This is a genomic window from Bradyrhizobium sp. Bra78 (assembly GCF_024519855.1).
In the GTDB taxonomy this organism is placed as follows: Bacteria; Pseudomonadota; Alphaproteobacteria; order Rhizobiales; family Xanthobacteraceae; genus Bradyrhizobium; species Bradyrhizobium japonicum_G.
Window position 1 is genome coordinate 1 of the sequence record NZ_JALJRE010000012.1, and the last position, 14,124, is coordinate 14,124.

Sequence of the window (14,124 nt, forward strand, 5' to 3'; positions counted from 1 at the left end):
CTGACGCTGTTCAACAAATATGCCGGGACGAAGCTCGACGCCAAGCAGGCGAGCTTCGACGCGCTCGACGCCATCAAGGCCAGGCCGGGCCGGGTCTGCCCGCTGGTGTGCGATCACGGCTTCAGGGCCGACGGCGACGCTTGCGCGAAGATCGCCTGCCGCGCCGGCTATCGCGTCAACGACGATAACGAGTGCGAGAAGGTGCAGGACAAGAAGCCTGTCGCGACCCGCGAGGACGCCAGGAAGCGAGACGACGAGAGGAAGAAGGTTGAGGCCGCGCCCTCGAAGCCGCAAGCTGCTGGACAGATGTTTTGTGGACAGGCTGGCTGCAGGCCGGTGCAAAAAGGCTGTCGCCTCGTAAGTGCTCGACCTGGTACCCCGCAAGGCGCGGCAGCGATGACATCGGCAGGGATCGTGGAAGTTTGCAATTAGCTTCGGCACCGCATGGACAGGCTTACGGCAATGGCAGTAGTAGCCGACCGGATCAGTCGGACTGCCGTGGCCGGTAAAGGCTCGGCGTAGTCCCGACGGCCTTGCGCAACATGCGGTTGACGAGCCGGAACGACGCCCTGGCGCCGCACCGGCACGCGTCGCCTATTCCTGGTCGACGAGGTCGTCCTCGAGGATCGCCATCTGGAACTGGAACGAGCGATCATCGTCCTCGTCGTCGACAAACAGCACGCCGATGAACTCCTCGCCGATATAGACTTCGGCGGAATCATCCTTCTTCGGCCGCGGCACGACGCGGATCTTGGGATTGCCGAACACGCGCTTCAGATAGGCGTCGAGCTTCCTTACTTCCTTGACGTCCACGGCAAGTCTCCAATCGAAATCCGGGTTGGCGGGGTTTTAGGACGAGACGCGACGAACCGCCAGCATGAATTGCCAAAGAATTTGGGGACGAAAAGGGCCGGAGAATCCGGCCCTCAACTCACGCGCTCAAAGTCCCATGGCGTTGATCATCTGGTCCATGGTGCGCGACGGCTCGGCGCAGCCGGCTTCGCCGACGATCTTGGCGGGCACGCCCGCGACCGTGACGTTGTGCGGCACGGGCTTGACCACGACCGAGCCGGCCGCGATGCGCGCGCAATGGCCGATCTCGATGTTGCCGAGGATCTTTGCGCCGGCGCCGATCAGGACGCCGTGACGGATTTTCGGATGGCGGTCCTCGTTCTCCTTGCCGGTGCCGCCGAGCGTGACGCCGTGCAGGATCGAGACGTCGTCCTCGATGAGCGCCGTCTCGCCGCAGACGAAGCCGGTGGCGTGGTCGAGGAAGATGCCGCGGCCGATGCGCGCGGCGGGATTGATGTCGGTCTGGAACACCGCCGACGCGCGGCTCTGGAGATAGTACGCGAAATCCTTGCGGCCCTTCAGATAGAGCCAATGCGCCAGGCGATGGGTCTGGAGGGCGTGAAAGCCCTTGAAGTAGAGCAAGGGATCGATGAAGCGCGAGGTCGCGGGATCGCGGTCGTAGACGGCGACGAGATCGGCGCGAAAGGCGTTGCCGAGGTCGGGGTCGTCGCGCAGCGCCTCGTCATAGGTCTGGCGCACGAGATCTCCGGACAGTGCGGAATGATCCAGCCGGTCGGCGACGCGATGGATCACCGAATCTTCCAGCCGGCTGTGATGCAGCACCGTCGAATAGATGAAGGTCGCAAGCTCCGGCTCGCGGTGGACGATGTCCTCGGCTTCGCCGCGAATCCGATCCCAGATGGGATCGAGCGTGGCAAGCTTTCCTCCCGGATTGACCTGATGCACTGCCATGGGGTCTGCTCTTTCGAATTGGCTCGTTTTGCCGGCTCTATAGCACAATCTAGGCGACAAAGTCCTGACGGGCTTGCCTGAGAGTGAACAGCGCCTTGCCCCGCGAAAGCGTTCCAACACGTTGAAACACAACACTTTCTTCTGGCGCCCCCGGGCGGCAAGGTCGGCTCAAGGTGGTCAGGTTTTTGCCAAATTCAAGCCGGGCGGCGTCAAACTATTGGTGAATTCTCTCCCAACCCTTATTGCAGGCATGGTCCGAGCGAGGACGGAACGGCTTTGAGCATCACAACCGATCAATTGCGCGCACGCGCCGCGGCCTCGTTCTGGCTGCGGCTGGCCGCGCTGGCCCTGCCCCTCCTGATGATCGCGCCGGCGTTCTGGAACGGCTATCCGCTGCTGCAATGGGATACCGGCGGCTATCTGGCGCGCTGGTACGAGGGTTATCTCGTTCCGAGCCGCTCCACCGTGTTCGGGCTCTATCTGCACTATGGCGAGCATTTCGGTTTCTGGATCAACCTCGCGGTCCAGTCGCTGGCGACGCTGTGGCTGTTGCAGCTCGCCTTGCGCGTGCTCGGCCTGATGCAGACGTTCCGCTTCGTCGCGATCAGCCTGGCCCTGATCCTGTCGACCGCGCTGCCCTGGCTCGCGAGCATGCTGCTCACCGATATTTTTGCAGGGCTGTCGGTGCTGTCGCTGTTCCTGCTGGTCGTCGGCGGGCAGCGCACTTCGCTGATCGAAAAAATCTCGCTGTTCGTCTTCACCGCCTTTGCCGCCGCAACCCACAGCGCCACTTTTGGCGTGCTGCTCGGGCTCTGCATCGCCGGCTGGATGGTACGGCCGTTGCTGGGCGCACGCCTGCCGGTTGCCGGGCTGACGCAGGCGAGCCTCACCATCCTCGCGGGCGCCCTGATGCTGGTGTCGGCAAATCATGCGCTGTCCGGCAAATGGGCCTGGACGCCCGGCGGCTACGGCGTCGCATTCGGCCGCATGATGCAGGACGGCATCGTCGCCCGTTATCTGAACGACCACTGCCCGCGCGAAACCTACAAGCTCTGCCCCTATCGCAATGAACTGCCGGCGACCGCGGACGAGTTCCTGTGGGGCAAGAGCATGTTCAACACGCTCGGCCGCTTCGAAGGCATGGACGACGAGATGGGCTACATCGTCGTGCACGCGCTCGCCGACTATCCGGCCTGGCAGGCCGGCGCGGCGCTGCGGGCGATGGGCCAGCAATTGCTGCATGTGGCGACCGGCGAAGGCGCCAGTGTCTGGATCCCGCACACTTACGGCATCATCGAGCGCTACATCCCGGCGCAGGTCGCGCCGATGCGCGCGGCGCGGCAGCAGAACTGGGGCGTCAATTTCGACTACGTCAATTGGCTGCACGTTCCCGTTGCGCTGGCCTCGATGCTGGCGCTGGTCGGGTTGCTCGCGCATGCGCTGGCGCGCCGCCGGCTCGACGATCTGACGCTGCTGGCGGCAACGGTCACGCTGGCACTGCTCGGCAACGCCTTCATCTGCGCCGTCATCTCCGGTCCGCATGACCGCTACGGCGCACGCATGGTGTGGGTCGCGACCTTCGTGGTGCTGACGGCGCTGGCGCGCCGTTTTGGCGACGACGAACCGGCAGACGAGCCCTCAGTTGCGGCGTGACAGGAAATCCAGCACGCCGGTCTTGTAGACCTTGTCGCCGACCGCGCGCATGTGGTCGCGGCCGGGAATGTCCAGCACTTCCGAACCCGGAATGAGCGCGCCGAGCGCGCTGGCGGAGCCCGCGACGTCGTCGGTAGAACCGACCGCGATCAGCACGGGCACCTCGATGCGCGCGGCTTGCTCTTTCGTCATCAGCTCGCGCGTGCCGCGCAGGCAGGCGGCGAGCGCCTTGCGGTCGGAACGGGTCTGATCGGCAAACGCTCGAAACGTGCGCCCGACGGGATCGGTGACGTCGTCGAGCGAGGGCGCTTCCAGCGCCGTCGCCACGTTCTCGCCGGGTCCGGTGCCCTCGATCAGGCCGCCGATGCCGATGCCGCCGAGGATCGCCGAGCGCAGGCGCTGCGGCTCGTTGAGCCCCAGCCAGGCCGTCATCCGCCCGCCCATCGAATAGCCCATGAGATCGGCCTGCGGGATGGCGAGATGGTCCATCAGCGCGAGCACGTCGCCGGCCATGGTCGGGATCGAGTACTGCGCCGGCTCGTAGAGCTTTTCGCTTTCGCCATGGCCGCGATTGTCGAGCGCAATGACGCGGCGGCCGTTCTTGCGCAGTTCCGAGACCCAGGTCGGATAGACCCAGTTCACGTTCTTGCTGGAGGCAAAGCCGTGCACGAGGATGATCGGATCGCCCTCGCCTTCGTCGAGATAGGCAATTTCAACGGCGCCGTTGTGGAAGCTCGGCATCATCAGGTCCGCAGGTCTTGAGGGGAAAGGTTGATTTTAGAGCATGATCCGGAAAAGTGTGCAGCGGTTTTCCGGCAAGATCATGCTCAAAACGACCGCCTGAAGCGCTTCGCGCTTCAGGCGGTGACGGCCGTGTTCGCCAGAGCGGCTTCCGCGGCGGTCTGCGCCCGGCGCATCCGCCGCGCGCGTCTGCGATCGCACCAGGCCTGGGTCAGCCGCTCGGTGGTCGCCTTGATCGAGGACAGCAGGCCGAACAGCGTCAATGCCGCGCCGAACAGCCACAATGCGAGATCGAATGCGCCGCCGATCAGCAGCAGCGCACCGCGGCCGAACAGCTTCATGATCGCGCGGGTCTTGCCGCCCTGCGCTTCCGCGAGCCGTGCCGCGCGCGCAACGTCCTTGGGGCCTTCGGCGATGCGCAGCGTGTCCATGGCGCCGCGCGTGCCGGTCTTTTCGGCGACCCGCGTGACATCCTTGCCGAGCCGGACCAGCGCGCCCGCCTTCTCGGCGCGGAACGCGGCCTTGATCGCGCTCACGGTCTCGCCCGGGCGGAACACCGACCCCCTGGCGACGGCGTTCTGAAGCATCGGCGCATCGACGACCTCGCGCGCCGACCGGCCGGCCCAAGCCGCGAGCCCCTCGCCGAGCCGCCCCACCTTGCGCGCGTCCTTCACTAACGTCAGCCCGGCGCGCGCCGGCGCGGCGCCGCCGACGGAGACAAAGGTCACGGCCGTGACCGCAAGACCGGCGGCCGCAAGGCCGAGCACCAGACGATCGGTGTCCTCGCCCATGGCAAGGTGCTTGCCCTCGCGAACGACGTCCCTGACGTCACCGAACACGAAGAGATCGCCGGCCACGGTTCCCGACAGGCTCGCAACATCGTCGGCGTTGCCGGTGACGAGCCCCGTGGCGAACCGCTTTGCGAAATGCGAGGTGGAGTTTTCGGCTTTGACCGCGTCGCTGACGCGGCTCAGGAGGTCGTTGGACAGCGCGATGTCGCGGTCGCGCGCCAGCGCAACGAAACTGTCGGCGAGATCGGCATCGCCCGATGCGAGCGCGGCCTCGATGTTGTCCTGAACCAGGCGATCGTCATTCCGCAGCAGCGCGTCGAGCTTGAGTTCGGAGAGCGCGGCGGGATCGTCCTGGGCGGTGAAGATCGCCCCGGCCTCGCGGGCATGCGGCGCTACCTGCGCGAGCATGAAGCTGCATGCCGCGATACCGGTCAACGCTGTGCTGATTCGCAGCCATTTCATGCGGAAAAACCCGGACGGTCCTGAGTTCGTTGACGCCTGACGTTTCGTCTTTCGTCGCAATTGCGCTCGTCCACAGACATAGTATGCCAAAATTGCGACACAACGTCCCCGACGAAAGAAGGGCTTCTCTCAGGCCGCAGGATTGTGTCGAATTTGCATGAGCAAATGAGCATGGGGCGATTGCGGACCTTTCGGTTCCGCCGGACTAGCAATCAGCTGCACCCGCCAGTATGGTCCGCGGCGCCTCAAAGATGCCGCGCCAGTCGTTGATTGTGTCTGCCGCCATTGCCACTCCAGGATGAACTACGATGTCCGACCATGTCGTCCCGCACTTCCACAACGATGCCGGTGTCCCCGTCATCGAGATCGGCTCGCAAGAGTTCATGTGCGTGGGCGCCAACCCTCCGTTCGACCATCCGCACGTCTTCCTCGACCTCGGCAACGACAACGAGATCATCTGCCCCTATTGCTCGACGCTGTACCGTTTCGCGGCCGATCTGAAGGCGGGCGAAGCCCGTCCGCCGGAATGCGTCCTTAAGGACAAGGTGGCCTGACCGCTTCCGTCGGTCGGGCGTGGCGCTCTCCCGAACGATTGTCATCGCCGGTGCAGGAATCGGCGGGCTGACGGCAGCGCTCGCGCTCGCGGCCCGCGGTTTCCGCATCGTCGTGCTGGAAAAGGCAGAGCGGCTCGAGGAAGTCGGCGCCGGCCTGCAACTCTCCCCCAATGCCAGCCGCGTGCTGGTCGAGCTTGGCCTCAGCGAGCGCCTCAAGCCGCGTGCCGTGATCCCCGAGGCGGTCTCGATCATGAGCGCGCGGGCCGGCGGCGAACTTTTGCGCATGCCGCTGGGCGAAGCCGCCGCCGCGCGCGCAGGCGCCCCCTATTGGGTGGTGCACCGCGCCGACCTGCAAGCCGCGCTCGCGGGCGCAATCTCGGACCATCCCGATATCGACCTGAAGCTGGGCGCGACCTACGAGGACGTGGCGCCTCACGCCAAGGGGCTGACGGTCGTCCATCGCAGCGGCACGATCCGCCGCAGCGATCTCGCCAGTGCGCTGATCGGCGCCGACGGCATCTGGTCGACGGTCCGCCAGCAGCTGTTTCCCGAGGTGCAGCCGCGCTTCTCCGGGCTGATCGCCTGGCGCGGCACGCTCGATGCCACGCAACTGCCGAAGGATTACACCGCGCGCCGGGTGCAGCTCTGGATGGGCCCGAACGCCCATCTCGTCGCCTATCCGATCGCCGGCGGACGACAGATCAACGTGGTCGCGGTGCTGCCGGGCACCTGGAGCCGGCCGGGCTGGAGCACGCCCGGCGATCCCCTCGAGGTGATGGACGCCTTCGCCGCGCCGCGCTGGCCGCCGGCCGCGCGCATGATGCTCGCCACCGTCGACAGCTGGCGGAAATGGGCGCTGTTCGGCGTGCCCGACGACTGCCCCTGGAGCAAGGGTCCGGTCGCGCTGCTCGGCGATGCCGTGCATGCGATGCTGCCGTTTGCGGCCCAGGGCGCCGGCATGGCGATCGAGGACGCCGCGGTGCTCGCGCAGCATTTGAGCCTCGAGGCCGCCGGGAGTGCCGCGGGCATCTCGGCTGCGCTGAGCCGATACGGCCGCGCGCGCCAGGCGCGCGTGCGGCGGATGCAGCGGACCGCACGACAGCAGGGCCGCATCTATCATCTCAGCGGGCCGCTCGCGTTCGCGCGCGATGCCGCAGTCCGTGCGCTCGGCCCGGAGCGCATGCTGGCGCGGCAGGACTGGATCTACGGCTGGCGGCCCTGATGCGAGGCGCCGCCGACGGCAGGATGTCTCAGTGCCCTGCTCTGTTGGATTTCGGGGCAGGCTTGGCTAAAGGCTTGGCTACAGGCTTGGCTTCTGGCGCCGGCGCAGCGGCCGGCGTCGCCTCGGGCGGCGACTCCCGGCACCTGTTGCGACGCCAGGCATCTTCGGCCAACTGCGCCTGCCCGCGCACGGCGATGTACTCGTTGCGATAGGCGAGCTCGGACACGACAGCGCCGCCGGCGCCGGTCTGCGCCTTGTCCATCAGCTTCTGCAAGTCCGCGGTGCGGCTGGCGAGCGACTTGCGCTCGGCCTCGAGCTGCTTGCAGTCGTACAATTCGTACTTGGCGGGATCGGCAAAGGCCGGAGCGATCGTCTCGCTCATGCCGGCGCAGCCGGACAACGCGAAGCCGGCGCCAAGCAGCGCGACGGCCCCGCAGCACATGCGCAGGCGATATCGGATCAAAGCAGCCATTTGAATCAAAGCAGGCATGCCGGATGAATAGCCCCCGTGGATTGAGAATGCCTAAAGCAACAACAGGTGTCCGGATTGAGGCTTTGCCTTGTGCCGCCGGCTCGCTTAAGGAAGAACCGCCCCTCCGGCCTGCAAAGCGCCAATTCCAGATCACCGGACAAGGGCTTAAGTGTTTGATCTCGTTGGATCAAGCGGGCATGGCGGAATTGGTAGACGCAAGGGACTTAAAATCCCTCGGTGCGCAAGCGCTGTGCCGGTTCGACCCCGGCTGCCCGCACCACGAGAGCTGACGCCGCGAACCGTGCAGCAGCACGATCCGGAACATTCCCCCATGACGACCTCCCGCATTCAATCCCTCAATGCGTAGGCGATGACGTAATCACCGCGCTTGGTACCGAACGAGCCATGGCCGCCGGCAGCGGTGACGACATATTGCTTGCCGTCGGCCTCGTAGCTCATCGGCGTCGACTGGGCGCCGGCCGGCAAACGGTCCTCCCAGAGTACGTTGCCGTTGCGCACGTCGTAAGCCCGGATCGTGTACTCGTAGGTGCCGGTGTAGAATGCGACCCCGCCTGCGGTCGTGATAGGTCCACCCAGCATCGGCACACCCATCTTGAAGGGAAGAGGCAGCGGCGTGGTGTCCCTGATGGTGCCGTTGGGATGCTGCCAGACGACCTTCATCGTCCTGAGATCGATTGCGGCCATCGAGCCCCACGGCGGCCGGTAGCACGGCACGGACAACGGCGAGAGAAAGCTCGATATATCGACCCCGAACGGGGTGCCATACATCGGCTGCGTCCCAACCTCGCTGCCGACCGGCTTCTCGGCTGTCGGCGCCGGAGGGTTGAGAGGGCCGCGCGGAATGAGTCTCGAGACGAAGGGCAACGACATCGGGTTGGCGATGGCGATCTGTCTCACGGGATCGACCGCGATGCCGCCCCATTCGAACATGCCGAGATTGCCTGGGAACACCAGCGTGCCCTGCAACGACGGCGGCGTGAACGTGCCCTCGTAGCGCAGTCGATGGAGCGCGATCCGGCACAACAGCTGATCGAAGATCGTGCCGCCCCACATATCGGCGCCGGTCAGTTTCGCCTCCGGGCGGAATGTCAGGTCGGAAAACGGCTGCGTCGGCGCAGTACGATCGCCGGGCGCGGCTCCTTGCGGGACCGGGCGTTCCGGCGCGGGCACGATCAGTTCGCCGTTCCTGCGGTCGAGCACGAACAGGTTGCCCACCTTGGTAGGCTGGATGATCGCGGGCACGATGCCCCTGGCCGTCAACACATCGACCAGGCTCGGTTGCGACGGAACGTCCATGTCCCAGAGGTCGTGATGCACGGTCTGATACGACCAGACGCGCTTGCCGGTGTTGATGTCCAGCGCAACGATGGAGCTGGAATAGCGCTCGACGAGCTCGTTGCGATTGCCGCCCCAGATATCGGGACCGTTGTTGCCGGTGGGGATAAAGACGAGGTTGAGCTTCGGGTCGAACGCGGCGGAGATCCACGAATTCGGCGATCCATTGGTATAGTGGCGTGTCGGCGACGGAAGCGCGTTCTCCTCCGCCGCGCCTGAGTCCCATGCCCAGACCAGCCTGCCCGTGTAAACATCGAAGCCGCGGACGACGCCCGACGGCACTTCGACCCCATAATTGTCGATGACCGCGGCGGCAACGAGCAGGATCTTGTCGCTGACAACCGGCGGCGAGGTCGGCTCGAAAAAGCCCGACCCCGTGATCCCCATCCCTTCCTGCAGGTTGAGGCTGCCGTGATCGCCGAAACTGTCGCAGAGCTTGCCGGAGTCGGCATCGAGCGCGATCATGCGCCCGTCATTGACCGGCAGGAATATCCGCCGGGGACATTCGGCGGGCGCAGCACGACCGCTGCTGTCGACGGCGCCGGCGGCCGCTTCGTGATAGGAGACCCCGCGACACGTCATATGCTGGAACGTCTTGTTGAACATGAGCTTGGGATCGTACCTCCAGCGCTCGGTGCCGGTCCTGGCATCGAGCGCAAACAGGACCTGGTGCTGCGAGCAGAGATAGAGCGTATCGCGAACCTTGATCGGAGTGACCTCGAAGGTCGTCTCGCCGGAATCGTTGGGTGTTGCCACGTCGCCGGTGCGGAAGGTCCAGGCGACCTTGAGCTTGCCGACATTGTCGGGCGTGATCTGCTTCAGCGGCGAGTAGCGCTGTCCGAATTGGGTGCGTCCATACGCCCGCCAATCGCCATCCGGCTGCGGGTCGGCTTCACCTTGCTGAACCGCAGAACCGGCCTCCGCGATCGTGCCGTTGATGTCGTGATAGCTCGAGAACAGCCCGATCACGAGCACGACCGAGGCCAGCACAAGGGCGGCCCAGAGCGGCGCCGTCGCACTTCCGTAGGAGACCCGCTGGCCTTGCCCCAGCCCACGGACGATCACCGGCGTGAGAAGCCAAAGCGCCATCGGGAAGACGACGTCGCCACGCGCCGCGAGCGGCCACCAATCGAATCGCACCTCGGAGACGGCCCATACCAGCGTGCCGGCCAGGACGATGGCAAACAGGCCCAGCGCAGATCGGCGCCGCGCCATGAGCAGCGCAGCCGTGAGCAGAATGCCGGCACCGAGAATGATGTAGAAGATCGAACCGCCCAACGCGGCGAGCCAGATGCCGCCGGCCGCGAGGACCAGGCCGATCAAGGCATAGATGATACCCGTGACGAAGACCGCACTGGATCGCTGCATGATCGCTCCCGGCACGAACGAGGGACCGGACCTGTCCCGCGCACCGGCAACGGACGTCCGCTCCCGAGGACTCTCGTCCAATCAACGGTGACTAACAACCATTAGATGCCGGGTGGACAAATGACATTCGAACCGTTCGGGCAAGCCCGTCGCGCCGGCTGAGCGTCCCCCCGTAAATGTCAGAGCTCCAACGGCGGCTTCTTCACCAATTGTTGTCCGTTCCGGCTTCGCCTGCCAGCCATCTCGAAACATGGCTTGTGCATCGCAGCATGGACGATACATAAAGCCTCTGAATTTCAGAGGTGAGCTTCTTGTCCGACGTCAATGCCGACGATTGGGTGTCCTCGGGACACCGGCCCATGGGTTTTCCAGAATTCGTCATCGTGATCGCGTCCATCATGGCGCTGAACCCGCTTGCGATGGACATGATGCTGCCGGCGCTGCCCAATATCGGGTCGGCATTCAAGATTCCCAACGCCAACCATCTTCAGCTGGTGCTGTCGACCTTCCTGATCGGCTTCGGCGCGGGCCAGTTCATCATGGGTCCATTGTCGGACCGTTTCGGCCGGCGGCCCGTGCTGCTCGGCGGCATGGCGGTCTATGCGGTCGCGAGCGTGCTCGCGGTCGCCGCCCCCTCGTTCGAGACGCTGCTGCTGGCGCGCGCACTGCAGGGCTTCGGCACCTCGGCGACGCGCGTGATCGCCACCTCGATCGTCCGCGACTGCTATGTCGGCCGCCGCATGGCCAGCGTGATGTCGCTGGCGATGATGATCTTCATCGCGGTACCCGTGATCGCGCCCTCGTTCGGGCAGGCGGTGCTGCTGGTCACGCAATGGCGCGGCATCTTCGTCGTGCTGATGCTCTACGGGCTGCTCGCGCTGGCGTGGAGCGTGCTGCGCCTGCCTGAAACTCTCCCCCCGTCCGAACGCAGGTCCCTCGCCCCCAGCGACGTGTTCGCAGCTTATTGGCAGACCGTGTCCAATCGCCAGACTATCGGCTACGCACTCGCGGCCGGCAGCGTCATGGGCGCGTTGTTTGCCTATGTCTTCTCGGCCCAGCAGGTCTTCACCGGCATCTATCACCTCGGCCATTACTTCCCGCTCGCCTTCGCCGCGATCGCGGCCGGCACCGCCATTGCCGGCTTCCTCAACGCCAGGTTTGTCGGGACCCTCGGCATGCGCGTGATCTCGCATGGCGCATTGACGCTCTACACCGCGGTGGCGGGCGTGATGCTGCTGACGGAAAGCCTCGGCGCGCTGCCGCTTCCGCTGTTCATGGTGCTCTCGGCGCTGATGATGTTCTCGTTCGGCATGATGGTCGCCAACTTCACCGCGCTTGCCATGGAGCCGCAGGGCCACATCGCCGGCACCGCGTCCTCGCTCTACGGCTCGATCACGACCTTGATCGGCATCGTCGTCGGCATGGCGATCGGGCAAAGCTTCGACGGCACATTGCTGCCGTTCTCGGTCGGCTTCTTCCTGTCGACGCTGGCTGCGCTCGCGATCGTGCTGGTGGTGGAGAAGGGACGGCTGTTCAAGCCGCATCATCGTCCCATCGCGTGAGGAACTTCGCCGCGGCCTCGATGTTGTCGTGCAGCAATTCGAGAGGCGAGCCCAATGGAACTGGAACAGCGCGAAGACCCGACTGCCTCGGATCGGGCAGCGACGCAGCGATCGCCGTCGAACACCGAGCGGGAGGCGTTCACAGTGCCTTTCGCAAGCGAAGGCCTCGAGGGCGTGCGCGACAGTCATTGTTGAGCGCGAACCTTATTCCGGCGCGCGCGCCTGCGCTGAAATCATTCGCGGCGCTTTCGACCGCACATTCCTGAGCTGACGCGGAACTGACAAACGAAACGAAAGCGGCGCCGCTGATGACAGCGGCGCCGCGCAACGATCGGAACGAAGGGCGCCAGGCGCGCCCTCGCGCTACTCGGTCTTGTCGACGTTCCAGAACAGCGGCGTTGCGGGGCCGTCGAGCACGCCGGTGAGCGACTTCCGCCACGCGCTCGGTGCCTGATACTGGCCGAGCGGGATGTAGATCACCTGGTCGTAGGCTTCCTTCTGGATCTCGGTCGCGATCTTCTTCTGCTCGTCGAGCGAGGCCGCGCGGACAAAGTCGTCCTTGAGCTTCTCGATCTTGGCGTCCTCCGCCCAGCCGAACCAGCCGCCCTTCTTGCCCTGGCCGCCGATCGAGAGGTTGGAGATCGGGTTGGAGACGTCGGCGCTGACCCAGTTGGTGAAGAACATGTTCCAGCCGCCCTCCTTCGGAGGCTTCTGGCTGGCGCGGCGGCTCACCACGGTCTGCCAGTCGGTGGCCTGGAGATCGACCTTGAAGCCAGCTTCACGCAGCGCCTGCGCGGCAACGATGGGCTGGGCCTTGAGCGTGGTGACGTCGCCCGGCGCCATGATCACGACGGGCGTACCGTCATAGCCGGACTCGGCGAGCAGCTTCTTGGCCTCGGCCATGCCGTTGCCCTTGACCAGCGATTCGGAACCGACGTCGGTCGCGAACGGCGTGTCGCAGATGAAGAAGGCGCCGCAGATCTTGTAGTACTTGGGATTGCCGATCAGCGCATCGAGCACGTCCTTCTGTTTCATTGCCAGGAGCGCGGCGCGGCGGATCTTCGGATTGTCGAACGGCGGATAGAGGAAGTTCATGCGTCCGAGCGTCTGGAAGCCGAACTTGTTCAGCACCTCGACCTTGAGATCCGCATTGCCCTCGAGCACCGGAACGAGATCGAACGACGGGTTCTCGAGGAAGTCGATGTCGCCCGATTGCAGCGCGTTCACCGCTGTCTGCGGGTCAGGCATGGTGAGCCATTCGACGCGGTCGACCTTCACGACCTTGCCGCCCGCGGTCCAGCTCGCCGGCTCCTTGCGCGGCACGTAGTCGGTGTTCTTGACGTAGACAGCCTTGACGCCCGGCTGGAATTCGCCCTGGACGAACTTGAACGGGCCGGAGCCGATCTGCTCGGGAATCGGCTTGTCCGGCGGCGTCTCGGCGAGCCGCTTCGGCATCATGAAGGCGACGCGCGAGGACGGCTTGCCGATCGAATCGAGGACCAGGCTGTAGGGCTCCTTGAGCTTCAGCGTGATGGTCTTGGGATCGGTCGCCTCGATGCTCGCAGTGAACTGCATCAACTGCTGGCCCATGCCATCGACGGCGGCCCAGCGCTTGAGCGAAGCGACGCAGTCTTCCGCCGTCACCGGCGCGCCGTCATGCCACTTCAGGCCGTCGCGCAGCGTGAATGTGTAGGTGAGCTTGTCGTCGGAGATTTTCCAGTCCGCCATCTGCGGCTGAATCTTGAAGTTCGAGTCGGTCGAGATCAGCGTGTCGTAGACCATGTAGCCATGGTCACGCGTGATGTAGGCGGTGGTGAAGATCGGATCGATGATGCGCAGATCCGAATGCATCACCGCGGTGATGGTCTTGCCGGCCGCGAGCACCGGCGAGGCCAGGGCGGTCGAAAGCGCGACGACCGACAGCGCAAGTTTGGAGGCGAACGCGCGAGGCCTCCGGCGCATTAACTGGAACATGGAAAGTTCTCCTGACGTGAAACTGTTCAAAGGCAGATTATTGGTTGAGCATCCGGCTCGTTCGTTGGGCGAACTAACCTCATGCAATGCCTTTATCTTTTCGAGACTTGCAGACAGCGCCGAGCGCGTCAATCCGGTTTCGCTGCAAGCCCAGGCGGCGCGCGCGCGGGCTCCACAAGGATCGGTTTGGCACTACAACACTCTC

General features: G+C 65.1%; 11 protein-coding genes, 1 tRNA gene and 1 pseudogene. 6 read left to right on the top strand and 7 right to left on the bottom strand.

Features of this window, described 5'->3' with window-relative positions; genetic code table 11:
* Positions 1-432: pseudogene (locus tag OC450_RS24650) on the top strand (caspase family protein); the annotation flags it as partial.
* A 162-nt stretch (positions 433-594) separates the two neighbouring features.
* On the opposite strand, the gene OC450_RS24655 reads toward OC450_RS24650, so the two are convergent.
* Both OC450_RS24655 and cysE read right to left on the bottom strand, forming a co-directional pair.
* The gene (locus OC450_RS24655) at positions 595-813 is read right to left on the bottom strand and encodes a DUF3126 family protein (protein ID WP_007602550.1); all 219 of its coding nucleotides are present in this window, start codon (positions 811-813) and stop codon (positions 595-597) included.
* Between the two features lie 126 nt (positions 814-939).
* Complete coding sequence (gene cysE, locus OC450_RS24660) at positions 940-1,764, bottom strand: serine O-acetyltransferase (RefSeq protein WP_211385124.1); 825 nt, start codon at positions 1,762-1,764, stop codon at positions 940-942.
* Between the two features lie 276 nt (positions 1,765-2,040).
* Here cysE and OC450_RS24665 point away from each other — a divergent pair, with 276 nt between their 5' ends.
* Positions 2,041-3,417, top strand: coding sequence for a hypothetical protein (locus tag OC450_RS24665; RefSeq protein WP_262048840.1), 1,377 nt, complete (start codon positions 2,041-2,043; stop codon positions 3,415-3,417).
* On the opposite strand, the gene OC450_RS24670 is transcribed toward OC450_RS24665, so the two are convergent.
* Together OC450_RS24670 and OC450_RS24675 are read right to left on the bottom strand one after the other, a co-directional pair.
* The gene (locus tag OC450_RS24670; RefSeq protein ID WP_211385126.1) at positions 3,403-4,158 is read right to left on the bottom strand and encodes an alpha/beta fold hydrolase; all 756 of its coding nucleotides are present in this window, start codon (positions 4,156-4,158) and stop codon (positions 3,403-3,405) included. The genes OC450_RS24665 and OC450_RS24670 overlap by 15 nt on opposite strands.
* A gap of 116 nt (positions 4,159-4,274) precedes the next feature.
* On the bottom strand, positions 4,275-5,411 hold the full coding sequence (locus OC450_RS24675; RefSeq protein ID WP_211385127.1) for a hypothetical protein: 1,137 nt from the start codon (positions 5,409-5,411) through the stop codon (positions 4,275-4,277).
* A gap of 308 nt (positions 5,412-5,719) precedes the next feature.
* Here OC450_RS24675 and OC450_RS24680 point away from each other — a divergent pair, with 308 nt between their 5' ends.
* Positions 5,720-5,965: a zinc-finger domain-containing protein gene (locus OC450_RS24680; RefSeq protein ID WP_007602543.1), complete on the top strand. Its 246-nt coding sequence runs from the start codon at positions 5,720-5,722 to the stop codon at positions 5,963-5,965.
* Between the two features lie 19 nt (positions 5,966-5,984).
* Complete coding sequence (locus tag OC450_RS24685; RefSeq protein WP_256808273.1) at positions 5,985-7,187, top strand: FAD-dependent monooxygenase; 1,203 nt, start codon at positions 5,985-5,987, stop codon at positions 7,185-7,187.
* A 28-nt stretch (positions 7,188-7,215) separates the two neighbouring features.
* On the opposite strand, the gene OC450_RS24690 is transcribed toward OC450_RS24685, so the two are convergent.
* Positions 7,216-7,659 (bottom strand): twin-arginine translocation pathway signal, encoded by a 444-nt coding sequence (locus OC450_RS24690; RefSeq protein WP_211385129.1) that lies wholly within the window; start codon positions 7,657-7,659, stop codon positions 7,216-7,218.
* 191 nt (positions 7,660-7,850) lie between these two features.
* Between OC450_RS24690 and OC450_RS24695 the strand changes: the two genes are divergently transcribed.
* A tRNA-Leu gene (locus tag OC450_RS24695) sits at positions 7,851-7,939 on the top strand.
* A 68-nt stretch (positions 7,940-8,007) separates the two neighbouring features.
* Here the strand turns inward: OC450_RS24695 and OC450_RS24700 are convergent.
* Positions 8,008-10,383, bottom strand: a complete 2,376-nt coding sequence (locus tag OC450_RS24700; protein WP_262048841.1) for a glucose/quinate/shikimate family membrane-bound PQQ-dependent dehydrogenase — start codon at positions 10,381-10,383, stop codon at positions 8,008-8,010.
* A gap of 311 nt (positions 10,384-10,694) precedes the next feature.
* On the opposite strand from OC450_RS24700, the gene OC450_RS24705 reads away from it, so the two are divergent.
* Positions 10,695-11,945, top strand: coding sequence for a multidrug effflux MFS transporter (locus OC450_RS24705; RefSeq protein ID WP_211385131.1), 1,251 nt, complete (start codon positions 10,695-10,697; stop codon positions 11,943-11,945).
* A 363-nt stretch (positions 11,946-12,308) separates the two neighbouring features.
* On the opposite strand, the gene OC450_RS24710 is transcribed toward OC450_RS24705, so the two are convergent.
* Positions 12,309-13,919 (bottom strand): ABC transporter substrate-binding protein, encoded by a 1,611-nt coding sequence (locus OC450_RS24710; RefSeq protein ID WP_211385132.1) that lies wholly within the window; start codon positions 13,917-13,919, stop codon positions 12,309-12,311.
* Positions 13,920-14,124 lie beyond the last annotated feature (205 nt).

What these genes read in the sequence shown, in the direction of transcription:
- OC450_RS24675 (WP_211385127.1), bottom strand. Translation starts at nt 5,411, where the DNA reads ATGAAATGGCTGCGAATCAGCACAGCGTTGACCGGTATCGCGGCATGC.
- cysE (WP_211385124.1), bottom strand. Translation starts at nt 1,764, where the DNA reads ATGGCAGTGCATCAGGTCAATCCGGGAGGAAAGCTTGCCACGCTCGAT.
- OC450_RS24680 (WP_007602543.1), top strand. Translation starts at nt 5,720, where the DNA reads ATGTCCGACCATGTCGTCCCGCACTTCCACAACGATGCCGGTGTCCCC.
- OC450_RS24710 (WP_211385132.1), bottom strand. Translation starts at nt 13,919, where the DNA reads ATGTTCCAGTTAATGCGCCGGAGGCCTCGCGCGTTCGCCTCCAAACTT.
- OC450_RS24690 (WP_211385129.1), bottom strand. Translation starts at nt 7,659, where the DNA reads ATGGCTGCTTTGATCCGATATCGCCTGCGCATGTGCTGCGGGGCCGTC.
- OC450_RS24670 (WP_211385126.1), bottom strand. Translation starts at nt 4,158, where the DNA reads ATGCCGAGCTTCCACAACGGCGCCGTTGAAATTGCCTATCTCGACGAA.
- OC450_RS24700 (WP_262048841.1), bottom strand. Translation starts at nt 10,383, where the DNA reads ATGCAGCGATCCAGTGCGGTCTTCGTCACGGGTATCATCTATGCCTTG.